The organism is Pasteurella sp. XG20, assembly GCF_018968665.1.
GTDB classification, from domain to species: Bacteria; Pseudomonadota; Gammaproteobacteria; order Enterobacterales; family Pasteurellaceae; genus Pasteurella; species Pasteurella multocida.
This window is the reverse complement of record NZ_CP076656.1, coordinates 262,974-285,414: the sequence shown is the minus strand read 5'-3', so window position 1 is coordinate 285,414 and position 22,441 is coordinate 262,974. Positions and strand designations below refer to the sequence as shown.

Below are 22,441 nucleotides of genomic sequence, written 5' to 3'. Positions count from 1 at the left end.
AGCGGACAAGGAATAAACAAAGCACAAACAACAAAAGATATTAAACATCAAATGGAAAATGTGTTTTGATGTTATTTGCGAAGACGATTGGCTGCTCCACATGAGCATTATGTCCTGCCTCCGGAATAATAACCAACGGCAATTTTGTCTGCTCTGCCATTTGTTTAAATTTATGGTCTTTTTCGCCACAAAAATAGTAAATCGGAAACGTGGATGCAATCAGGTAAGGTCGAAAATCAGGTTGTTTGGCTAAACTGGTGGCGAGCAACATATTCGCGATATGTTCACCACAATGTATAGCACGTTTTTGAATCAAATCTTGGCGGGCTTGTGGCGTGAGATGTGAGAAAACTGGTTGTTGATACCAATCGTCAAGAACGGACGCCATCGGTTCTGTTCTAAAACGTGTTGCCCAAGCAAGATCTTGTTGCCAACGTATTTTTCTCTCTTCATCGTGCTGTAAACCTAAATTCGCCCCTTCTAAGATCAATCCATGTAAGTGGTGTTTTGCATTCGTCTTAGACAAATAAGCAAAAGCGTAATACAACGCAATACGCCCTCCTAAAGAATAGCCGACCAAATAATAAGGTTGCTCACCTAGCTGTTGTAGTTGTTGCTCTACATAAGCACAAGTTTGTTCAAAATCTGTTACACATACGGTTTTCGCGTCATCGTGAAAAGGTAAATCTAAAGCAAGACAGGAAAAGTGCGGTAAATTTTCAATCACTTTTTGCCAATCGTGCTTGCTCCCTAATAAGCCATGTAAAAAAACAAAAACAGGCATTCTGACTCCTTAAAAAATGCCCGCCAAGCGAGCATTTATTTTTATTCACCGATTACCGCATAGCTAATTTGCTCAATCAGGCGCTTATAAATCGTACTGGCATCACTCGCCCCTACTTTAATCTCAATTAATGTGGTTTCACGGCGTGAATAGGCAACTTTTAATACCGCGCCTAAATCTGCCCAAGTATAAGGACGTGCATATTTTAAATCAAAGGTTTGCGCGAGCTGTGAAAACTCTAAATGATGTGGCATGCGGTAATACTTTTCTTTCACATCCGCTTCAACAGGCAACATATCAAAAATCGCACCACCATTATTATTGATCACAAAAATGATAGTCGGTTGAGTGACTTTTTTAAACAACGCAAGGGAATTAATGTCGTAAAGGGCAGACACGTCCCCGATCATCGCGACTAAAGGTTGATTTGCACCAATCCCAATGCCTGCGGCGGTGGCTAAAAGACCATCAATACCACTTGCTCCACGGTTCGTATAAACAGGATAACCTTCTGGTAATTTCGCTAACGCATCGACTAAACGAACAAATAAACTGTTGCCTAAAAATAAAATGCCGTTGTTGGATAAAATACGGTCTAAATGGTGAGCTAATGATGCCTCATTTAAATTACCACCGACTTGTTTCTCAATAAAACTGGCACAGAATTTAGACAGCGCAAGGGGTTCAAGTAACCACGGTTTTTGGCGCAATGGCGGATGTGCACGTAACCAATGATGCACTTTCGCATTAAAGCGTGTATGTGCATGATGATTTGGGTCGATTAAGCCCGTACTTTGTTCAACAATCCAATATTCTTGTTTAAAGGCTGCTAAAAATTGATTCACACGTTTACTAATAAACCCAGAGCCAAATTGAATAACAATATCCGCTTGTAATAATTTTTGCTTAACTGTTTGATTCGCTAACCAAATATCTGCATAAGGTAAACTGGCTTCAACACTCGATTGAACATCTGTTAAAGCAATCCAGCCCATGGTATTTGCCCAAGCCATAATGCCCATAGTTTGTTCCACGGGTAATCGCCCAACAACAATGACTCCTCGCATCGTCCGCCAATGATCCCAATTGGCGTGCATCAAAACTTCTTTCTGATCTGTTTGTTGTTGTATCCAAGGTTTATGTTGGTTTAACCAACGTTGAATAGGCACTAGCCAACTATGCGCCTCGATATCTGTTTCACTGGCTTCATAAAGGGGTTCAGCAAAAGGCACATTAACATGAACAACACCGGGTTGACGGGCTTGTTGATAACAGGCTTGCTCTAAACGAGAAATTAACCAATCGGCGCTGTAATCTTGACTTGGGCGCGGTAAATTAACACTTGCAACAGGATAATCCGCATACATATGCGGTTGTACAATCGCTTGATTTGCCCCGCATTCGATCAATTCTGGAGGACGATCAGCAGTAAGAACAATCAGATTTACTCCCGTTTGACGCGCTTCAATAATAGCAGGATATAGATTCGCCGCTGCCGTGCCAGAGGTGACGATCACGGCAACAGGCTTTTTGCTGACTTTTGCCAATCCTAACGCAAAAAAACCAAGTCCACGTTCATCAAAGTGAGTGTGGCAAGTCACACGATGACTATCTTGCAAACGTATCGCTTCCAAAGTCAGAGGAGTAGAACGAGATCCTGGTGCAATACAAAAATGCGCAACACCTTGGCGAACCAGGGTTTCCAAAATCACTTTTGACCAACAACGATTAAATACGCTTATTGACATATCTGTTCCCTTTTATAATTGATTCTGTTGCAATAACGATACTAAGCCCATAGCTTTACGCTCAATCTCTCGCCATTCTAACAATGGAATAGAGCCTTCAACAATCCCAGCCCCAGCAAAAACACATAATTGACTGTCATTTTCTGCCTGTTCAATAAAAGCAGAGCGTATCGTGACACAAAAATCCGCATACGCGGGGCCCATAACGCCCAATGTCCCCGCATACCAAGTGCGGTCGAAATTTTCTAATTTTCGTAACGCCTGTTTAGCTTCCAATTGAGGTAAACCCGCCACCGCTGCAGTCGGGTGCATCGCAAGTAAGATGTCTTTATCCCCACAACTTGCTTTTAGTTGTGCCGAAATTCGGCGTCGTAAATGTTGTACTTTACGGAGTTTTTTAAGTTCGACCTTTTCTATCGTAATTTGTTGCACAAAGGGCTGTAAATTTTGGCAAATGCCATCCACAACCAATTGATTTTCATATTCGTTTTTCTTGTCGTGCAACAACCAATCACTTTGTTGTTGATTTTGTTGTTCATCTTCCCCCATAAACGCGGTGCCCGCTAAGGCTTCCGTTTTTAATTGTAAACCGTGACGACGATACAATAATTCTGGGCTAGAACCAATAAAGGCACGCTGTTCACTTTCTGCTAACATAAAGTGATAACAACCTAGATTATATTTCTCACTTTCCGCTAACAAATCCGTTGCGGCTAACAGCGCCGCTGTTTTAAAGCAACGCTCATTCGCTAAAACAATTTTACTTAACTCGCCTTGTTTAATTTTTTGCAAGCCTTGTTCAACCCAACGGCACCATTCTGCCTGATCGGCTTTTTGCGAAATGAGGCTTATCTCTTGCTTCACCGTTTGAAGTGCGGTTTGTTTTTCAAATGTGCTTAAACAAGCGAGCGCCACAAGCTTATCTTGCTCGAATTGCTTTCCATCAATGAATAACGTTATCGTCATGCCATCTTGACATTGCTGTAATAAAAGACGCGGTAGCACAAACAACGCGTCACCATAAAACTGTAATCCACCGAGCAAAGCCAACTGCTGTTCTTGGATAAAGTGTGCCGCTGCACTGACATCAGAGAACTGACGAACCTGACCAATCGACGCCCATTTTGTCGCACCATCTCGCCCATGCAAATAAAACTGAGGATAATATTGCTGTGCTTTCAGCCAAGCTAGCAAAGAAAAGGTTGTTTCAGTATTGCACTGAAATACCACAATATCGCGATCTTTCTCCGGTTGATAAGCATTGATTTGTGCAATAAATTGTGCTTTGATTGACTGCAAATTATCCATATTGAAAAAGCATTGTTTTCGATAAAAAAATAAGTTAAAAATAAGCGTTAATTCTACCGCACTTTAATAGAAATTTTTACAAAATCTTTTCTCCCGCCTTAAATAAGCGTAAAGTGTCGTTATTTTATCCAATATCAATCGTTTCCGTTTACAAGCATAAGGTCTATCTATGGCGCATTTTCCTAAATCAGATAAATTAGAACACGTTTGTTACGATATTCGCGGACCTGTTCATAAAGAAGCACTTCGTTTAGAAGAAGAAGGACATAAAATTCTCAAGCTTAATATTGGTAATCCCGCCCCTTTTGGTTTTGAAGCTCCAGATGAAATCTTAGTTGATGTCATTCGCAACTTACCCACCGCACAAGGCTATTGTGACTCGAAAGGCTTGTATTCTGCACGTAAAGCTATTGTGCAATATTACCAATCAAAAGGTATTCACGGGGCGACGGTGAATGATGTGTACATTGGTAACGGGGTGTCTGAATTAATCACCATGTCATTACAAGCGTTGCTCAATGACGGCGATGAAGTGCTGATTCCGATGCCAGACTATCCGCTTTGGACTGCCGCGGCGACTTTAGCCGGTGGCAAACCAGTGCACTATTTATGTGATGAAGAAGCGAATTGGTTTCCTGATGTGAATGATATCAAAAGCAAAATCACAAAGCGTACTAAAGCAATTGTGGTAATTAATCCTAATAACCCAACGGGTGCGGTATACAGTAAAGATTTGCTGTTAGAGATCATTGAAGTGGCGCGCCAACATAAATTGATTATTTTTGCCGACGAGATCTACGATAAAATTTTATATGATGATGCAGTGCACCACCATATTGCCGCCCTCGCGCCAGATATTTTAACCGTCACTTTTAATGGGTTGTCGAAAGCTTACCGTGTCGCGGGTTTCCGCCAAGGCTGGATGATCTTAAACGGACCGAAAAAAGCCGCTGCGGGTTATATTGAAGGGCTCGATATGTTGGCGTCTATGCGACTTTGCGCCAATGTGCCAATGCAACATGCGATTCAAACTGCGCTAGGTGGCTATCAAAGTATTAATGAATTTATCCTTCCCGGTGGGCGTTTGCTTGAGCAGCGCAATAAAGCCTATGAGTTAATTAATCAAATCCCTGGGGTAAGTTGCGTCAAACCGCAAGGTGCGATGTATATGTTCCCGAAAATCGACATCAAAAAATTTAATATCTATGATGATGAAAAGATGGTGTTTGATTTGTTGGCACAAGAAAAAGTGTTATTAGTACATGGACGTGGTTTCAACTGGCATTCCCCTGATCATTTCCGGATTGTCACTTTACCTCATGTTCATCAAATTGAAGAGGCGCTCACGAAACTTGCTCGTTTCTTAGCCCACTATCATCAATAATTCTTGCTACTTACGGCAAACCGTTTCCTTGATGTTTCGGTTTGCCTTTTTATTTTCTGCCTTCTCGACCATTTCGCTTTCCTCGCATTATTACAAGTAAGAATAATTATCATTGACTTAAATCAATTTATTGGTTAAATTGACCGCACTTTTAACCGTAAACACTCATCTGAGGAATGTGATTATGAAAAAAATCTCAACACTTGCATTGGCTTTATCTGCAGTGATTTCAACATCCGCTATGGCGGCAAATGAAGTTAACGTTTATTCTTACCGCCAACCTTACTTAATCGAACCTATGTTAAAAGACTTCGAAAAAGACACTGGCGTAAAAGTCAACGTGATTTTTGCGGATAAAGGCTTAGTGGATCGTGTAAAACGTGAAGGCGAGTTAAGTCCAGCAGACGTATTATTAACAGTTGATATCAGTCGTGTGATGGAAATTGTAAAAGAAGGTTTAGCGCAACCAATCCACAGTGAAACCCTTGAGAAAAATATTCCAGCGCAATTCCGTGATTCCAAAGATGAATGGTTTGCTTTAACAACGCGTGCACGTGCCATTTACACTGCAAAAGATCGTGTGGGTAAATTACCAGCTGACTTCACTTACTACGATTTAGCAAAACCTGAATACAAAGGCAAAGTCTGTGTGCGTTCGGGTAAAAATGCCTATAACGTATCTTTAGTTGCCTCTATGATCGCACACGATGGCGAAGCGAAAGCAAAAGCGTTCTTAGAAGGCTTAAAAGCGAACCTCGCACAAAAACCACAAGGTGGTGACCGTGATCAAGTGAAAGCGATTAAAGAAGGTATCTGTGATTACGCGTTAGGTAACAGCTATTACTTCGGTAAAATGTTAGACGATGAAAAACAACGTAGCTGGGCAGAAGCGGTTTACATCAACTTCCCGAACCAAAAAGCGCAAGGTACACACGTTAATATCAGTGGTGTAGCCATTGCAAAACACGCGCCAAACAAAGCCAATGCGGTGAAATTAGTGGAATATTTAAGCGGTGATAAAGCTCAACATTTATACGCTGAGTTGAACCATGAGTATCCAGTAAAACCAGGAGTTGAGCGCTCTAAACTGGTTGCATCTTGGGGTGAATTCAAAGCTGATGATATCGCTTTAGAGAAAATCGCAGAAAATTATGATAAAGCATTAAAATTAATTGACGAAGTGAAATTCGATCTTTAATTTAGTGACCTGATTTATCTCAACTGGCAAGGGCGACGTTAATGTCGCCCTTTAAATATTATTATAGACGACGCTAAGATGTATTCACTCAAAAAAATCAGCTGGAATTTCACCGCACTTTTTATTGTGTTGTTCTTTCTCTTGCCTTTAATTTCTATTCTTTATCAATCTTGGCAAGCCGATTGGGACAATATTCAACATCTTTGGCAAACCGTTCTCACCGACTACAGTATCAATTCGCTCATTTTGGTTTTAGGCACGGTGTTTTTAAGTTTAGTGTTCGCCATTCCCGCCGCGTGGATTATCTCAACTTACCAATTTGTCGGACAAAAAACATTGCAATGGGTGCTTTGTTTGCCTTTAGCGATCCCAGCTTATTTAGTCGGCTATCTATACACTGATTTATTAGATTATCCCGGTCCGGTACAATCACTTTTACGGGAATACTTTGCTTGGCATAGTCCACAAGATTACTGGTTCCCGCCAATTCGTTCGCTTGGCGGCGCCTGTTTCGTATTAGCACTGGTCTTGTATCCTTATGTATTTTTACTTGTTCGTGTTGCTTTATTGGAACAATCAGAAAATTTAATTCATAGTGCCAAAACCTTAGGCGCTAGCCGTTTTTACTTATTTAAAAAAGTCACGTTACCTTTGATTCGTCCAGCCATTGCCGTGGGTGCCTCATTAGTCGCAATGGAAACCCTTGGCGATTTTGGTACCGTGTATTATTTTGCGGTGCCGACATTAACTACCGCAGTCTATGATACTTGGCTTGGATATGGTGATTTAGGTTCTGCTAGCCAAATTTCTTTGTTAATGCTGTTTATGATCTTCAGCTTATTATGGTTAGAACGTTATAGTCGTCGTAAACAAAAAACCTATCAACGAGGTTATGAGAAAAAGCGCCGTTTAACGCCTCTTTCTGGTTTCAAACTTGTCCTTGCTCAATTGTATTGTTGGGGCTTGGTCAGTATCGCCTTCATTATTCCTTTTGCGAAGCTGATTTATTGGGCACTGTCTTATTTTGATATCCGCCAAGCGGATAACTTTTTCCATTATGCTTATCATAGCTTATCCAGTTCGGTGATCGCTTCTGTTGTATGTGTACTGTTAGCCCTCTTTTTACACTTTTTTAATCGCCTCGCGTTGCAAAAAAGTCCGATACAGCAGCGTGTTGCACATTATGGCTTACAACTTTCCTCCCTCGGCTACGCCATACCCGGTACCGTCTTAGCTATTGGGATTCTGATCCCTTATACTCGCGCAGATCATTTACTCAATGATCTGCTAAAATCCTTTGGCTTTTCCCCTGTTGGTTTAATTTTCTCAGGATCGATGTTTGCTCTCATTTGTGCTTATACCGTACGTTTTTCTGCCATGGCAATTGGTGGTATCGATGCCTCGTTTCAAAAAATATCACCTTCCTTAGATATGGCAAGCCGTACATTAGGTCAAAACGGCATCAAAATGTTACATCGTGTTCATCTGCCATTATTGTCTAAAGGTATTCTCACCGCATTGATGATGGTGTTTATCGAAACCATGAAAGAATTAAATGCTTCGTTATTATTACGTCCTTTTAATTTTGATACTTTGGCAACCCATGTTTTCACTTTTACTTCCGATGAGCAGCTCGAACAAGCCGCCCTACCTGCCATTGCGTTAGTGTTAGTCGGCTTATTACCAGTGATTTGGTTGACACGCTCACTGGTGCTTCATTCCGAAAAAGATCGCTAATTATGAATATATTACAAATATCCCAATTAACTTGTGGTTACAGTACCGAAAACGTCTTACAAAACTTAGATCTGGCGATGGCTCAGAATGAAATTCTCTGTTTACTCGGAGCCAGTGGTTGTGGCAAAACAACGCTCTTGAAATCGATTGCCGGCTTACAAGACATCAGTCAAGGCAAGATTTTGTTTAATGAGCAAAATTTAGCTGGACTGCCCGTGGAACAACGGCAAATTGGAGTTATTTTTCAAGATTACGCGTTGTTTCCACATTTAACGGTGAAAGAAAATATCGCCTTTGGTTTACAGAAGAAAAAAGCGGCAGAAAAAACAGAAATTATTGAAAAAATGACCGCACTTGTGCGCCTCACAGGCTTACTCGAGCGTTATCCTCATGAATTATCTGGAGGTCAACAGCAGCGAGTTGCCATTGCACGTGCTTTAGCTTGCAAACCGCGTTTATTGTTATTAGATGAACCTTTTTCCAATATTGATAGTCAAGTGCGTTATCAGATGATTGATGAGATCAAGGACATTTTAAAAAGCCAACAAATTCCCGCGATTTTTGTCACTCATAGCAAAGAAGAAGCCTTTGCCTTCGCTGATAAACTTGCCATTATGGATAAAGGCAAAATTGTGCAAGTCGGTGATGCCGACCTACTCTATCAAATGCCTATCAATAAGTTTGTGGCAGAGTTTTTAGGTAATGTCAATTATTTAACTTGCCGTATTACGTCAGACCGCAGCTTCAATTCGGTGATTGGTGAATACACCTTTACTCAACTGCTCACCTTTTCCAACGGGAAGCCAATAAGTGTCGGACAGAACGTACATTGGTTAGTACGTCCACAAAGTTTCCAAATTCATCTTGATGAGCAAGGCAGTGGAATCATTAGTAAAAAGCGTTTTTTAGGGCCTTACTTTCAATATGATGTTAATATTGGCGACGAGTGCTTTATGGTACAAAGTCCGAAAAACTTCCCGCTTGATGCGCAGGTTCGTTTAAATTATAAATGTACCGCGCCTGTTCTTTTTGACATCTAGCCCGCTCTTTTATTGTAACGTAATAAAAAATCTGCACCGTACTGAATACGAGTGCAGATTTCGCAAGATGTGTTATCTGGTTTAAAAAGGACTATTCATTAAAATTAGCTGGTAAATATGCCTGCATATTTGCCCAAATCACCCCACTGTCTTTACCATATTGACGGATACACTCTTTGACATCGTTCACTTGCTGTGTTTGACACAACGTCTTTAGCGAAAGATAAAAGCGTTTCGCTAACTCACGCGCTGATGGATTGGCAAAATAAAACAACCCTACACGTGTATATAACCCTTTCAAACTATTTAAAATCAAACCATACACAGGATTATCAGATGCAAATGCTAATTTACGGAAAAGATCATAATCAAAATTAGTATAAGCTTCTGCTGTATCTGCTAGAGTATCAAGATCCTTAAACGCTTCGAGTGATTTCTGTGGTTCTACTTTGAAGGCTTTTTGAATATAGATTGCCGAAATATTGGTTCGCGCGGACAGGATGTTAGAAATGAAACTAGGTAACTTGGTGCTATCTAAACGTACTAATACCTCTAAAATATTCAAGCCCGAGGTTTCCCAAATATTATTCACTTTAGTTGGTTTCCCATGTTGAATATTCAACCAACCGTCACGCGCCAAGCGTTGTAGCACTTCACGTAACGTGGTACGCGTCACCCCAATTTTCTCTGCCAACTCACGTTCAGCCGGCAAATCGGAGCCTGGTGGGAAATGATTATTCCAGATACTTCTGACAATATATTCTTCCGCTAAACCAGCCGGACTCTGTGCTTTTAAAAGAGGTTGATCATTATTCATACGTTTCTTCTAGTCGATTAAATTTAAAATGTGATACAGATAACAAATAGTTATTTTAAGTATTATCGTGTAATGCAGTATATATTACAATGATTCCAATATTATATTCAAAATTTCTAAAAATATTAAATATTAACTAAGGTGGTAGTAAAAATGAGTTATACTCAAGCATTCCTAAGAAATTTCTTAGGAACAAGTCCTAATTGGTACAAAATCACAATTGTCCTTTTCCTTATCATAAACCCTATAATCTTCTTCTTTATCAGTCCCTTTATTGCCGGTTGGCTCTTAGTTGCTGAATTCATTCTGACTCTCGCCATGGCACTGAAATGTTACCCTCTTCAACCCGGTGGTTTACTGGCATTAGAAGCCGTGGCGATTGGTATGACCCATCCAGAACACGTGAAAGCGGAAATCATAGCAAACTTCGAAGTCATCCTACTATTGATCTTTATGGTTGCAGGGATTTATTTTATGAAACGGTTATTGCTGTTTGTTTTCACAAAATTACTTTTAAGTATTCGTTCAAAAATGGTGTTATCCCTTGCTTTCTGTTTAAGTGCGGCCTTTTTATCGGCTTTTCTCGATGCTTTAACTGTGGTAGCCGTGATCATCAGTGTAGGTATGGGGTTCTATGGGGTATATCATAAAGTTGCTTCAGGCAATAATTTCAACGACGCCACTGATATTACCAAAGACGATAAAATTGGTGAAAATAAAGACACGTTAGAACAATTCCGCGCTTTCTTACGCAGCTTAATGATGCATTCTTGTGTGGGAACCGCATTAGGTGGCGTCATGACTATGGTCGGTGAACCCCAAAACTTAATCATTGCAGAACAAGCCAAATGGGCATTTGGGGAATTCTTCTTACGTATGCTCCCAGTCACGTTGCCAGTTCTCATTTGTGGTTTAGTGACCTGCTTCTTAGTGGAAAAATTTAGTGTATTTGGCTATGGCGCCAAATTGCCACGTAAAGTATGGGGCATCTTGGCAAAGTTTGATCGCAATAATCAACAAAAAATGTCGCAACAAGATCGTTTGAAACTTTTTGTGCAAGCTTTAATTGGTATTTGGTTGGTTGTTGGACTCGCATTCCATCTCGCCGCCGTCGGTATCATTGGTTTAACGGTGATTATTTTGGCTACTTCATTTTGTGGTGTCACTAGCGAGCATGCTATTGGTAAAGCCTTTCAGGAATCCTTACCCTTCACAGCATTGTTAGTGGTGTTCTTCTCGGTTGTTGCCGTCATCATTGACCAACATCTGTTTGCGCCAATTATTCAGTTTGTGCTGGCGGCCAGTGAACATACTCAGCTTGCCCTTTTCTATATTTTTAACGGTTTGTTATCCGCTATTTCAGATAATGTGTTTGTGGCCACAGTTTATATCAATGAAACCAAAGCAGCATTAGAGGCTGGCTTAATTGCTCAACCACAATATGAATTACTGGCAGTAGCAATTAATACTGGTACCAATCTTCCTTCTGTTGCAACCCCAAATGGTCAAGCCGCATTCTTATTTTTATTGACCTCATCACTTGCACCATTAATTCGTCTTTCTTATGGTAGAATGGTTTATATGGCATTGCCTTATACCATCGTATTATCCTGTATTGGTTTATTGGCTGTGGAATATATTTTGCCTGGCGCAACCAATGTGCTCATTCAAATTGGTTTATTAAAGCCAATGTAATGACAAGTAAAAGGAGGAAACATGCTAAGCTTTTTTAAGACACTCTCAACAAAACGAAGTGCATGGTTTCTATTGTTTAGCTCAGCTTTACTATTAGAGGCTATCGCTCTTTATTTTCAACATGGCATGGGGCTCGCCCCTTGTGTCATGTGTATTTACGAGAGGGTAGCTATTCTTGGCATTGCTTTCTCCGGTTTATTGGGGTTACTCTACCCGAGTTCGATGCTTTTGCGCCTTGTTGCGTTATTAATTGGTTTAAGCAGTGCAATCAAAGGCTTAATGATTAGCATCACCCATTTAGATCTACAACTTTACCCTGCACCTTGGAAACAATGTTCAGCGGTTGCAGAATTTCCCGAGACTTTACCCTTAGATCAGTGGTTTCCTGCGCTCTTCCTCCCTTCAGGCTCATGCAGTGAAGTAACATGGCAATTTCTTGGCTTTTCTATGGTGCAATGGATCGTCGTCATTTTTGCACTCTATACCTTATTACTTGCTCTCATTTTCATCAGCCAAGTCAAACGTCTAAAACCCAAGCAGCGCAGACTCTTTCATTAAGTCATAAAAAAATGGTGCGATAAAGCACCATTTTTCATTTCTCATTCGATATAGATTAAATTTCTTGCACGACAAACTGCAGGGAATGTCTTGCTAATAATCTTGCTTTACGCTGCTTTAAGCGTTTTAAACGTAATGCGCGTCCTTGTGATAAACGATATAATTTTTTTGTCGGCTTCAAAAAGCTTTTACGTCTCGCCATACTCTTCCTCTTATTGTGTCGTTACGGTTGTCGCTAACGTATCCGTTTCTTTCTTGATTTCGTTGATGTTTTCTATTTCGGCGGCTTGTGTATCTAATGTTTCTTCAATTTGTGCTTGCTGTACCCGATAATAATGCACAATGCTGTTCATATAACGACGGATATTTTCCACATAGTGATATGCTTCATAGCCTCGCGCATACCCGTATTTTAACCCCGTGTAATAGCGTTTTTCTGCTAATAGTGGCAAATTCTTCTTCACATCTAACCAATTATCGGGATCACCACCTAGGCTCTTGGTTAAACGGCGCGCATCTAACAAATGCCCTAATCCCATATTATACGCAGCTAAGGCAAACCAAATACGCTCATCTTCTTTAATCGTATCAGGCATTTGCGTAATAAGCCAATGTAAATATTCTGAACCAGCTTTAATACTTTGTTCCGGATCCGTTCTGTCTTGAATTCGCATCCGCTCTGCTGTGGCTTTCGTTAACATCATCATACCTCGTACCCCGGTCGGTGAGGTTGCATCAGGATTCCAATGGGACTCTTGATAAGCAATTGCCGCCAATAAACGCCAATCAAGATCGCCTTTATATTTTTCAAAGAGCGGGGCAAATTTCGGTAAAACCGTTTCTATTGCACGTAGATAGCTACGGGTATCAACATAGTCAAATTGCGCTAAATGATTAAAATATTTTTCTTCAATACGCGCAATCAAGCCTGTTTCAATAGCGCTATTCATAAAATCTAATAATGAGGCTTGCAATTCACTATACGAATTACTTGGTAAATACCAATGCACCGTCGATTCATCCGTCACATCAAACGCGACCGCTACATTTGGCTTAATTTGTTGCACCGCAGACACATCAATAGAATTCGCGATCACATAGTCAATTTTGCCATCTGCCATTTGAATCAGCAGTTCTTCCGGAGTAAGTTTTTCATTTACACGCCAGATTAAGTCAGGGTATTTTTCTTTTTCTACTTTTAATAATTCCGTGAGCTCTGATCCAGAGGCAATACTTAAACTGCCTTTCAATTCCCCTAGACTACGTGGACGTTCTGTTCCCTTACGGTACACTAACTGCCACGAAGCCGAATTATAAGTGGGACCTACTTGGAACATATCTAATTTATTCGGTTGATACAACAAATTCGCCGCCGCAATATCAATTTTATTATTTTTCAGCGCGCTAAAAAGTTCATCACCATTTGACATCGCGAGAATTTCGAGATCCACATTAAGATAGTCAGCAAACGCCTTACTCAACTCATACTCAAGTCCCGCCGCTTGTCCTGCATGATCAATAAAATAAGAAATCGGATTATTAATTGTTCCCACCACCAACTTACCGCGACTTTGAATCGCAGTATAGCGGTTCTCTTCAGAACGCATGATTTGTTGCCAAGGAAACACCATATCTATTGCCCATAGCAATAAGGCTACAATCGCAATAATACGTAGAAATAAACCTTTCAAATGACCTCTATTGACTCGATAACTGAAAATTGACGCATTTTAACCATTAAATCCAGATTAGACAAATCAAAAAAGCGTTTCTTTTTTAAACAATTCAAATATCACGATGTCGCCATTCAGAGCTTAACTTGCCTATTACTCGCCTCATCAATATAATATGTGCCTATTTTTACTCTCTCGTTAGGAGGATAAGATGGATTTTGCGATCTATCTTCAATTCTTTATTGGACTCATCGCTTTAGTTAACCCAATAGGGGTTGTGCCAATTTTCTACTCCATGACATCAACCTTGTCAAAAGAGCAACAAAATAGAACCAGCTTCATCACCTGTATTTCTATTAGTGTGATCTTATTAGTCAGTTTTTTCTTTGGTAGCTTTATTTTAAATGCATTTCATATCTCAATTGATTCTTTCCGAATTGCTGGTGGGATCGTAGTGATTTTAATTGCGTTAACCATGATTAACGGAAAAATCGGTGAGCATAAGATGAATAAAGAGGAAAAAAGTGAAAACTTCGATGACTACAATAATATTGCGGTCGTCCCCCTTGCCACGCCAATTATGGCAGGCCCCGGGTCGATTAGTGCGACCATTGTTTTTAGCTCGACACAAAATAGCCTTATTAACTATTTCTATTCCTCAATTACGATCATCCTGTTTGGTGTAGGCTGTTACATTTTATTACGTTACTCAAAACCCGTGATTAAACGCTTGGGTAAAACGGGTTCTAATGTGATCACTCGTATTATGGGATTACTCTTAATGTCGCTTGGTATTGAGATCATCATTGGTGGCTTAAGAAACTTAGGCATTGTTTAAAAGACATCACTCCCTTTAACTCCCCCCATATACGGTGAAGTTCAGTGCCCTGCCTTTGACTTCACCGTTGTCTAGAAAATGATTTATGATATTTCAACCCTTTTGCTTTAAAAATGAACTTTCACTTAACTTAACACAATAAATTTAGATAAAAATCAATAAAAACAGAAAAATACTAAATTTAATCTAATAACAACTTATTTTTTTAAATAGACAAAAAAAAACGTTTGCATCCGCCTTCACTTCTGTTGAATACTCTTTCCTGTGCCTAAGTGGCAAATTATTATAATAAATCGCAAACCAATTAAAACATCATATCTAGAAGGAAATCATTATGTCTCAAGTTGCAACATTAGATGCGTTTTTAGAAAGAGTCGCACAACGCGACGGTACGCAACCTGAATTTTTACAGGCAGTACGTGAAGTATTTACCTCTATCTGGCCTTTTTTAGAAGCTAACCCAAAATATCGTTCACAAGCCCTACTTGAACGCTTAGTTGAACCTGAACGTGTTATTCAGTTCCGCGTAGCATGGACAGATGATCAAGGTCAAACCCAGGTTAACCGTGCATTCCGCGTGCAATACAACAGTGCAATCGGTCCTTTCAAAGGAGGAATGCGCTTCCATCCTTCTGTTAATCTTTCCATTTTAAAATTCTTAGGTTTTGAACAAATCTTCAAAAACGCGTTAACCACATTACCAATGGGGGGCGGTAAAGGCGGTTCCGATTTCGATCCTAAAGGAAAATCTGACGGTGAAGTCATGCGTTTCTGCCAAGCTTTAATGGCAGAATTATACCGTCATGTTGGCGCCGATACCGATGTGCCTGCGGGTGATATTGGTGTAGGAGGACGTGAAGTCGGCTATCTAGCAGGTTATATGAAAAAATTATCTAACCAAGCCGCTTGCGTGTTTACCGGTCGTGGCTTGTCATTCGGTGGCAGTTTAATTCGCCCAGAAGCAACCGGTTATGGTCTAGTCTATTTCGCCCAAGCGATGCTCGCTGAAAAAGGGCAAAGCTTTGCCGGTAAAACGGTGTCTGTTTCAGGTTCGGGTAACGTGGCGCAATATGCCATTGAAAAAGCGCTGCAATTGGGGGCAAAAGTCGTAACTTGTTCTGACTCATCTGGTTATGTTTATGATGAAGCCGGTTTCACAACAGAAAAATTGGCTGCATTAATGGAATTGAAAAACGAAAAACGCGGTCGTGTGGAAGAATACGCGAAACAATTCGGTTTAAAATACGTAGCAGGCAAAACGCCTTGGGAAGTCAAAGTTGATATTGCGCTACCTTGTGCGACACAAAACGAATTAAACTTAGCGTCTGCTAATACCTTAATTGCCAATGGCGTACAATTAGTGGCTGAAGGGGCTAACATGCCAACTACTATTGAAGCAACAGATGCCTTTTTAGACGCTGGCGTGCTCTTTGGTCCGAGTAAAGCGGCGAATGCTGGCGGTGTAGCAACCTCAGGACTAGAAATGACGCAAAGTTCACAACGTTTATACTGGTCTGCGGAAGAAGTCGATAAAAAACTCCACAGTATCATGTTAGATATTCACGCGAACTGTAAAAAATACGGCACGATTGAAGGTCAAGCCAATATTAATTATGTCGTTGGTGCAAACGTTGCGGGATTTGTCAAAGTCGCCGATGCGATGTTAGCGCAAGGTGTTTACTAAACTAAAATAAAAAATATAGCAAAAAAACACCGCACTTTGTTCGTCAAGAAAGGCGCCAAGTGCGGTGTTTTTTATTGATGTGAGGATGTCTGTCCGTGTCCGTGTCCGTGTCCGTGTCCGTGTCCGCCACGCAAGTGAAGGATTTTTCCATCTTTATCAACATGAAACGCCTGACCAAATCCTTTCACATATAAACTTTGCTTCGGAGATAAACTGAAAAGTTTAAAATCAGATAAGCGGGCTAAACCATCAATTCGCTCACCATAACGTTGACGTAATGCCGCTAAAAGTTGTTTACCTTCTTCACTCTCCTTTTCAATCAAGCGCGCCTCTGCATTCGTGGTCAAACGCTTACGCGCAAATAATTCTCTCGCCGTTTTCTCATCTTCAATCAGCATTAAAGATACTTTAGGGACTTGCTGCAAATTTCGAGCATGTCTTGCCATTTCTGAAATCAAAACGACATAGCAATCATTATGATAAGCAAAAGGCGCATAACTGGCATTAGGCTCACCCTTTTCATTTACTGTAGCAAGTTGGATCGTTTGGCAAGCATTCCTGAAATCAACAATTTCAGTACTAATTTTGGCTTGTAAAATCTGTTGTCGTTCTTCCGACATAGTTCCTCCTTAATCAATAAGGTTAATGATAATAATTTTTATTTGCATAATTATGTAAAAAATGACAAGATTGTCAATGTAAATTATTTGTTACATAAAAGTGAGTGTCATTAAAAAATACACAACAACGACTTTGTTATTTTTCTCTTATTTTGGTTTAAAGGAAGCTTGTTAAACAATGATGAGTAGCCAATTACAAGGATTTTTCACACAATTATTTCACTTAGCACGCATTTTTTGGGGTGATAAAAAGAACTGGTCATCTTGGATTATTTTAGCGACTGTCATTGCGATTGGTGTCTTTATTGTTTCCTTAAATGTCATGATCAATGATTGGAGCAAACATTTTTATGACACCTTAGCAGAATTAAACGTCCAGCTTATTTTGCCTCTTATTCAAGAATATTTAATTTATGTCGCACTCTATATTTTAGTCAGCGTTTATCGGAGCTGGTTACGTAAGCTGTTGATTATTCGCTGGCGCCAAGCCATGACAGAACACTTTGTCGAACGCTGGTTTAGTAAAAAGATTTTTTATAAATTGGCACAAGAAAATAAAATGGATAATCCCGATCAACGTATCGCAGAAGATATTCACTTATTTGCTAAATACAGTCTAGAGCTCACCGTATCCTTTGTCCTCAATTTCGTCCAATTAGGTTCTTTTTTAATGATCCTGTGGAATCTCTCCGGCTCCCCAACATTCAACTTGTTTGGATATGATATTGTTATCAAAGGTTACTTAGTATGGATTGCCATTATTTATGCGTTTTTAGGGAGTGTTGTTACCCATTTAATTGGTCGTAAGCTTCATCCACTCAATTATAGTCAACAAGTTTACGAAGCCACTTTCCGTGGAAATTTAGTACGTCGTCATGAACATGCCGAGCAAATTGCGTTATATGGTGGAGAGCAAACAGAAAAACGTAAATTGGCTGATGAGTTTGCGCATATTGTCAAAAATTGGCGAGCGATTATGGATAAAGAACGTAATCTTGGTTTCTTTACAGTAGGCTACTCTCGCTTTAGCTCAATGTTACCTGTCCTTTGTGCAATTCCCTTACTGTTGCTTAAAATTATTACTTTTGGTGGCTTAATGCAGATCCGCAGTGCTTTTGGTACTGTATTAAGTTCATTAAGTTGGTTTATTTATGCTTATACCATTTTACCCGAGTGGTCTGCTACCATTTCACGTTTAGCGCAATTTAACCGAGAAATTGAACAATTCGAAAAATCCTACTGCACACCACAGTCACCAAAAAAAGCGATGATCTCAGTTGAAAACCTTTCACTGTTTACTTCTGATCATCAGCTACTCTTAAAAAATATCCAGTTTTCTGTACAAGAAAAAGAATGGCTACATTTAAAAGGACAAAGTGGTTTAGGAAAATCCAGTTTATTACGCACGTTATGTGGTATTTGGCAATATTATTCGGGACAATATCAAATATGCCTGAAAAATCATTTATTTATTCCACAAAAAACTTATTTAAATGAAGGTAATCTCGCCGAATTATTACGTTATCCAAATCAACATCACTATTCACCACAAGAACTTAATCAAGTGCTTAACCTTGTGGGCTTAGAGAAATGGCAGAATCGCTTAGAGGAAGTATTACCTTGGCATATTGTTTTATCACATGGTGAGCAACAACACTTAGCCTTTGCACGTATTCTTCTCACTAAACCCCAACTCTTATGTTTAGATGAGGCAACTTCAAATTTAGATGAAACCTCTGCCCTCTTATTAATGCAATTAATTCGTGAGCAATTACCAAATACTACTGTGATTTTTACTTCACATCAAACCAAAATAAGTCAATTGGCTGATCGAGAAGTGGATTTAAATAGTTATTTACCAGAACAGAACTAAATTCCCTTTTAATGCTTTTTTATATGATTTCAACAAGTTAAAAATTGATTAAAAAAATACACTTGACATCCCCTTTTTATTAAAGATAACGAGAATCGTTTTTATTTAGATTTAACATTAATTTAACAAAAGGAAATGTCATGTCATTCAAACATAAAACACTGGCGCTTTTTGTCGCACATGCTTGCTGCACTTCTGCCTTAGCAGAAAACGCGGCTACCACGTTAGAACCCATCGTGGTTTCCGATCTCAGTCATACCACGCTGAACCTTGATCAAAATAAGCTTGAAAAAGAAAGTCCAAAAGATTTAAAAGCTATTTTTGCCACAACGCCAAATATTAATGTTATCCATACGGGACATGCACAATTAGGCGATATTGAAATTCGCGGTATGGGAAGCAGCCGAGAAATCTTTGCTACCGGCGCAAACCGCGTCACAATGGAATTAGACGGTATGGACATTAGCCCGAGTTTTTATTTTGGACACAGCTCACGCCATGGTCGGCAATATTTTGATCCCAGTGATCTAAAACGTGTTGAGATTCATAAAGGTCCAAACAGTCAAGGCGTGGCAGGGCATGTTCGTTTCCAAACGAAAGATCCTCGTGATTATCTCTTGCCTAACCAACGTACAGGTGCACAACTTCGTGCTGGCTATTTAGGCGACAGTGATGCTTATTATGTTGGGATAACTGGTGCCACTTTATTGGATGAACACAGTAGTGCTTTAGTGAGCTATACACGACGCTGGTTTAATGAATTTAATAATAAGGGAGGCTTGGATGTCACAGGTAGTCAACGTACTAAAAGCAATCCTTCCAGTGGTTATAGTAATGCAGTGAACAGTAAATTACGCTATTCACCAAATGATCGCCATAAATTTACGCTGAATTTGCAGCATTATGATTTAAAACGCACCGCCTATTTAGAAGATAGCTTAGGAACAACGACAACACGACGTGGCACAAAAACAGTTCATCATAATACCAACATTCAGAAAAATCGGCGTCATGCAATTGCTTTCAGTCATGACATGCAACAAACCACAGCATTTTTTGATCACCTGCACTGGCAAATTGCGTTACAACAAACGAAAAGCACGAGCCGTAATACAGGAGCGGTCACGAGTACATCAATATCTCCTCCCCCAAGTACGCCAAAATTTAGCCAAGAGCGTTCACTTGATGGCTTTAAAACCAAAACCATCAGCTTAAAAACGGAATTCAATAAAAGCCTTGGGCAACATGTCGTACATGAGCTTCACTATGGACTAAAATTGCAATATAGCCAAATGCAAGCTTTACGCCAAACACAATCCCTTAACGAACAGGGAAGTAACACTCGAACCAGCGCCTTTTTCCCGACACAGCAACAATGGCAAAGTAAACTCCATCTTTCCGATCGGATCAGTTTTGGTAAATCTGGTTTAAGCTTGACACCATCCATACATCTCACACAGATTAGAATCAAACCGAAAACAGAAAATGTATCGAAGAAAAACCGTGAACAATTATTTACTTACAAGGATACCGCCATTGGTTACGGTCTGCGTGTTGATTATGCACTCAATGAAGCGAATTTACTGAGTCTGAACTATCAGCACGCCACCCGCTTACCCGGCTATGGGGAAAACAATGCGCAAAGCTATGGACACTGGCCAGCAAAACCGAACCCTCATCTACAGCCAGAAACCTCAGATGGTATTGAATTAAGTTGGCGTAGTGCGGGGGCGATTGGTCAACAAACCACGACCTTGTTCTATAACCGTTACAATGACTTAATTTATCTCGATACCACGGCATGTTATGCTGACCGAACAGGTCAAGTGCCTTGTGATTTAGCAAATGAAAAAGGACGTAGTTATAGCTATGGAATAGAATTCGACGGTAAACTCAATCTTGATACGATCGGCTTCGCTCAAGGAACATATTTAAATGCAGGCTTCGCTTACAGCAAAGGGAAGACCGCGAACAAGCAACCACAAGGACGTCTTGATCCCCTAACAGGCTTTGTCGGTCTTGGCTACCAACAGCCAATGGATGTTTGGGGCATTGAAGGTAAACTGAAATTTGCCGCGAAGAAAAAAACTAAAGACTTACCCGCCAATCAAGGTTTTGAAGGCTTACCGGGCTATGCTGTAGTTGATCTTACCGCCTATTATAATGTGACGAAACAGCTTTATCTTGGCATCGGCATCTATAATGTGCTAGATAAAAAATATGCTCGCTGGGCAATGGCAAGAGGCGACATTAAACATGGTAACTATGACAAGCACACTGAAGCAGGTCGTCATTTTGGTGCCAATATTCGTTACCACTTTTAACCTGCCCTCATCTAAAATCTTGTAATAATGACCGCACTTTGACGACAAACGGAAAGTGCGGTCTTTTTTTGTCATTTTTCGCACACAAAATGACGTGTTATACCTGCTTTATGCTTCCATGGAGACAAGATCACTTTATGAAAAAGAGTAACATTATTTTATTTCTGAGTTTATCTCTCTTTTCTCTCACCACTATTGCACAGCAATGCACTCACCAAGATTTAGATGTGGTTGTACTCGGTTCTGGTGGACCTGAGATTCAATTATTCCGTAACAATCCTTCCCCTCCACCGAGAGCTTCAGCAAGTTATTTAGTGCGAGAAAATGGAAAAGCCGCATTTTTAGTGGATTTCGGTACTGGTGCCTTGCAAAATTTTGCACGTTCAGGCGCCAAAATTGAAGATGTAAAAGGGATTTTAATTACTCATTTCCATGTGGATCATATAAACGATCTGCCTGCACTTGTGAAAGCCTCTTTCTTTTCTTCACGTCATCATGACTTAGCTATTTATGGACCAACGGGCAATGAATTCATTCCAGATACCGAGCAATTTATCACTCGCTTACTCGGTGAAAAAGGGGCTTATAGTTATCTCTCTGGTTTTTTAACGGGCGATGAATCCTATCAAATTCAGCCAACCTCTGTGCCTGCTGATAAAACCGCCCCTATGCACTTTCACACCGAGATCGACGGTTTTCAACTGTCTGCTATCGCGACAGAACATGGCTTACTTCCCGCTCTGGCTTGGCGTATCGAAAAAGGCGGATGTCGTATTGTGTTTTCTGGCGATACCAGTAATCAAAGCAACAGCTTAGATCGCTTGGTGCAAGAGGCAGATCTCTTTATTGCACATAATGCGGTGCCCGAAACGAGCCAAGATAATGTTGCAAATAAACTCCATATGCGCCCTTCCGAAATTGCTCGAATTGCCCAACAAGGCAACATAAAAAGCTTATTATTAAGCCATCTCATGCGCCGTACTGAACACGTCAAAGCACAAACCAAAAACATCATCCAAGCACGATTTGACGGAAAAATTGCGTTTGCTAATGACTGTGATGTGTACGCTGTTGCAACAGGGATAAGAAAAGGTCAATGTGACAATAAAATCAGTGATTAATATGGCATGACTTATAACTTTTTTATCTAATAAGATTTT

18 protein-coding genes are annotated in these 22,441 nt (G+C 40.1%); 11 read left to right on the top strand and 7 right to left on the bottom strand.

Features of this window, described 5'->3' with window-relative positions:
* Positions 1-40: 40 nt before the first annotated feature.
* Genes menH through KPF51_RS01280 form a run of 3 tightly spaced genes read right to left on the bottom strand, consistent with a single transcriptional unit; the run spans position 41 to position 3,840 of the window.
* Positions 41-784: a 2-succinyl-6-hydroxy-2,4-cyclohexadiene-1-carboxylate synthase gene (menH, locus tag KPF51_RS01290; RefSeq protein ID WP_061406224.1), complete on the bottom strand. Its 744-nt coding sequence runs from the start codon at positions 782-784 to the stop codon at positions 41-43.
* 41 nt (positions 785-825) lie between these two features.
* Positions 826-2,532, bottom strand: coding sequence for a 2-succinyl-5-enolpyruvyl-6-hydroxy-3-cyclohexene-1-carboxylic-acid synthase (menD, locus tag KPF51_RS01285; protein ID WP_005724459.1), 1,707 nt, complete (start codon positions 2,530-2,532; stop codon positions 826-828).
* Positions 2,533-2,544: 12 nt separating this feature from the next.
* Positions 2,545-3,840, bottom strand: coding sequence for an isochorismate synthase MenF (locus KPF51_RS01280; RefSeq protein ID WP_061406225.1), 1,296 nt, complete (start codon positions 3,838-3,840; stop codon positions 2,545-2,547).
* A gap of 169 nt (positions 3,841-4,009) precedes the next feature.
* On the opposite strand from KPF51_RS01280, the gene KPF51_RS01275 reads away from it, so the two are divergent.
* The 4 genes from KPF51_RS01275 (at position 4,010) to KPF51_RS01260 (ending at position 9,199) form a co-directional block, all read left to right on the top strand.
* Entirely contained in the window at positions 4,010-5,224 is a 1,215-nt protein-coding gene (locus KPF51_RS01275) for a pyridoxal phosphate-dependent aminotransferase (RefSeq protein ID WP_005724457.1), read from the top strand.
* 184 nt (positions 5,225-5,408) lie between these two features.
* Positions 5,409-6,422, top strand: a complete 1,014-nt coding sequence (locus KPF51_RS01270) for a Fe(3+) ABC transporter substrate-binding protein (protein ID WP_005715971.1) — start codon at positions 5,409-5,411, stop codon at positions 6,420-6,422.
* A 78-nt stretch (positions 6,423-6,500) separates the two neighbouring features.
* Positions 6,501-8,159, top strand: a complete 1,659-nt coding sequence (locus KPF51_RS01265) for an iron ABC transporter permease (protein WP_061406226.1) — start codon at positions 6,501-6,503, stop codon at positions 8,157-8,159.
* A 2-nt stretch (positions 8,160-8,161) separates the two neighbouring features.
* Entirely contained in the window at positions 8,162-9,199 is a 1,038-nt protein-coding gene (locus KPF51_RS01260) for an ABC transporter ATP-binding protein (RefSeq protein ID WP_005724454.1), read from the top strand.
* Positions 9,200-9,290: 91 nt separating this feature from the next.
* Here the strand turns inward: KPF51_RS01260 and fadR are convergent, their stop codons facing one another.
* Positions 9,291-10,016, bottom strand: a complete 726-nt coding sequence (fadR, locus tag KPF51_RS01255) for a fatty acid metabolism transcriptional regulator FadR (protein ID WP_005724453.1) — start codon at positions 10,014-10,016, stop codon at positions 9,291-9,293.
* A 153-nt stretch (positions 10,017-10,169) separates the two neighbouring features.
* Between fadR and nhaB the strand changes: the two genes are divergently transcribed.
* Positions 10,170-11,711, top strand: a complete 1,542-nt coding sequence (nhaB, locus tag KPF51_RS01250; RefSeq protein ID WP_064661137.1) for a Na(+)/H(+) antiporter NhaB — start codon at positions 10,170-10,172, stop codon at positions 11,709-11,711.
* Positions 11,712-11,732: 21 nt separating this feature from the next.
* Positions 11,733-12,269 carry a disulfide bond formation protein DsbB gene (gene dsbB / locus KPF51_RS01245; RefSeq protein ID WP_005724450.1) on the top strand — a complete coding sequence of 179 codons (537 nt, stop codon included), beginning with the start codon at positions 11,733-11,735 and terminating at the stop codon, positions 12,267-12,269.
* 55 nt (positions 12,270-12,324) lie between these two features.
* Here the strand turns inward: dsbB and KPF51_RS01240 are convergent, their stop codons facing one another.
* Together KPF51_RS01240 and mltF are read right to left on the bottom strand one after the other, a co-directional pair.
* Entirely contained in the window at positions 12,325-12,471 is a 147-nt protein-coding gene (locus tag KPF51_RS01240; protein WP_005724449.1) for a hypothetical protein, read from the bottom strand.
* Between the two features lie 10 nt (positions 12,472-12,481).
* Complete coding sequence (gene mltF / locus KPF51_RS01235) at positions 12,482-13,960, bottom strand: membrane-bound lytic murein transglycosylase MltF (RefSeq protein WP_005715959.1); 1,479 nt, start codon at positions 13,958-13,960, stop codon at positions 12,482-12,484.
* Between the two features lie 193 nt (positions 13,961-14,153).
* Between mltF and KPF51_RS01230 the strand changes: the two genes are divergently transcribed.
* Together KPF51_RS01230 and gdhA are read left to right on the top strand one after the other, a co-directional pair.
* On the top strand, positions 14,154-14,780 hold the full coding sequence (locus tag KPF51_RS01230; protein ID WP_005715956.1) for a YchE family NAAT transporter: 627 nt from the start codon (positions 14,154-14,156) through the stop codon (positions 14,778-14,780).
* 334 nt (positions 14,781-15,114) lie between these two features.
* Positions 15,115-16,464 carry an NADP-specific glutamate dehydrogenase gene (gene gdhA, locus KPF51_RS01225; RefSeq protein WP_211599546.1) on the top strand — a complete coding sequence of 450 codons (1,350 nt, stop codon included), beginning with the start codon at positions 15,115-15,117 and terminating at the stop codon, positions 16,462-16,464.
* Between the two features lie 71 nt (positions 16,465-16,535).
* Here the strand turns inward: gdhA and KPF51_RS01220 are convergent, their stop codons facing one another.
* Positions 16,536-17,084: a pyridoxamine 5'-phosphate oxidase family protein gene (locus tag KPF51_RS01220; protein ID WP_014668281.1), complete on the bottom strand. Its 549-nt coding sequence runs from the start codon at positions 17,082-17,084 to the stop codon at positions 16,536-16,538.
* A 178-nt stretch (positions 17,085-17,262) separates the two neighbouring features.
* Here KPF51_RS01220 and KPF51_RS01215 point away from each other — a divergent pair, with 178 nt between their 5' ends.
* From KPF51_RS01215 to KPF51_RS01205, 3 genes are all read left to right on the top strand, one after another.
* Positions 17,263-18,957, top strand: coding sequence for an ABC transporter ATP-binding protein/permease (locus KPF51_RS01215; RefSeq protein WP_061406230.1), 1,695 nt, complete (start codon positions 17,263-17,265; stop codon positions 18,955-18,957).
* Between the two features lie 140 nt (positions 18,958-19,097).
* On the top strand, positions 19,098-21,281 hold the full coding sequence (locus KPF51_RS01210; RefSeq protein ID WP_061406231.1) for a TonB-dependent receptor domain-containing protein: 2,184 nt from the start codon (positions 19,098-19,100) through the stop codon (positions 21,279-21,281).
* A gap of 137 nt (positions 21,282-21,418) precedes the next feature.
* The gene (locus tag KPF51_RS01205; protein WP_061406232.1) at positions 21,419-22,402 is read left to right on the top strand and encodes an MBL fold metallo-hydrolase; all 984 of its coding nucleotides are present in this window, start codon (positions 21,419-21,421) and stop codon (positions 22,400-22,402) included.
* Positions 22,403-22,441 lie beyond the last annotated feature (39 nt).

Bases quoted from the DNA above. Each gene is read 5' to 3' on its own strand.
- KPF51_RS01210 (WP_061406231.1), top strand. From the start codon at position 19,098: ATGTCATTCAAACATAAAACACTGGCGCTTTTTGTCGCACATGCTTGC.
- KPF51_RS01215 (WP_061406230.1), top strand. From the start codon at position 17,263: ATGATGAGTAGCCAATTACAAGGATTTTTCACACAATTATTTCACTTA.
- gdhA (WP_211599546.1), top strand. From the start codon at position 15,115: ATGTCTCAAGTTGCAACATTAGATGCGTTTTTAGAAAGAGTCGCACAA.
- nhaB (WP_064661137.1), top strand. From the start codon at position 10,170: ATGAGTTATACTCAAGCATTCCTAAGAAATTTCTTAGGAACAAGTCCT.
- menD (WP_005724459.1), bottom strand. From the start codon at position 2,532: ATGTCAATAAGCGTATTTAATCGTTGTTGGTCAAAAGTGATTTTGGAA.
- KPF51_RS01205 (WP_061406232.1), top strand. From the start codon at position 21,419: ATGAAAAAGAGTAACATTATTTTATTTCTGAGTTTATCTCTCTTTTCT.
- fadR (WP_005724453.1), bottom strand. From the start codon at position 10,016: ATGAATAATGATCAACCTCTTTTAAAAGCACAGAGTCCGGCTGGTTTA.
- KPF51_RS01275 (WP_005724457.1), top strand. From the start codon at position 4,010: ATGGCGCATTTTCCTAAATCAGATAAATTAGAACACGTTTGTTACGAT.
- KPF51_RS01270 (WP_005715971.1), top strand. From the start codon at position 5,409: ATGAAAAAAATCTCAACACTTGCATTGGCTTTATCTGCAGTGATTTCA.
- dsbB (WP_005724450.1), top strand. From the start codon at position 11,733: ATGCTAAGCTTTTTTAAGACACTCTCAACAAAACGAAGTGCATGGTTT.
- KPF51_RS01265 (WP_061406226.1), top strand. From the start codon at position 6,501: ATGTATTCACTCAAAAAAATCAGCTGGAATTTCACCGCACTTTTTATT.
- menH (WP_061406224.1), bottom strand. From the start codon at position 784: ATGCCTGTTTTTGTTTTTTTACATGGCTTATTAGGGAGCAAGCACGAT.
- KPF51_RS01240 (WP_005724449.1), bottom strand. From the start codon at position 12,471: ATGGCGAGACGTAAAAGCTTTTTGAAGCCGACAAAAAAATTATATCGT.
- KPF51_RS01220 (WP_014668281.1), bottom strand. From the start codon at position 17,084: ATGTCGGAAGAACGACAACAGATTTTACAAGCCAAAATTAGTACTGAA.
- KPF51_RS01280 (WP_061406225.1), bottom strand. From the start codon at position 3,840: ATGGATAATTTGCAGTCAATCAAAGCACAATTTATTGCACAAATCAAT.
- KPF51_RS01230 (WP_005715956.1), top strand. From the start codon at position 14,154: ATGGATTTTGCGATCTATCTTCAATTCTTTATTGGACTCATCGCTTTA.
- KPF51_RS01260 (WP_005724454.1), top strand. From the start codon at position 8,162: ATGAATATATTACAAATATCCCAATTAACTTGTGGTTACAGTACCGAA.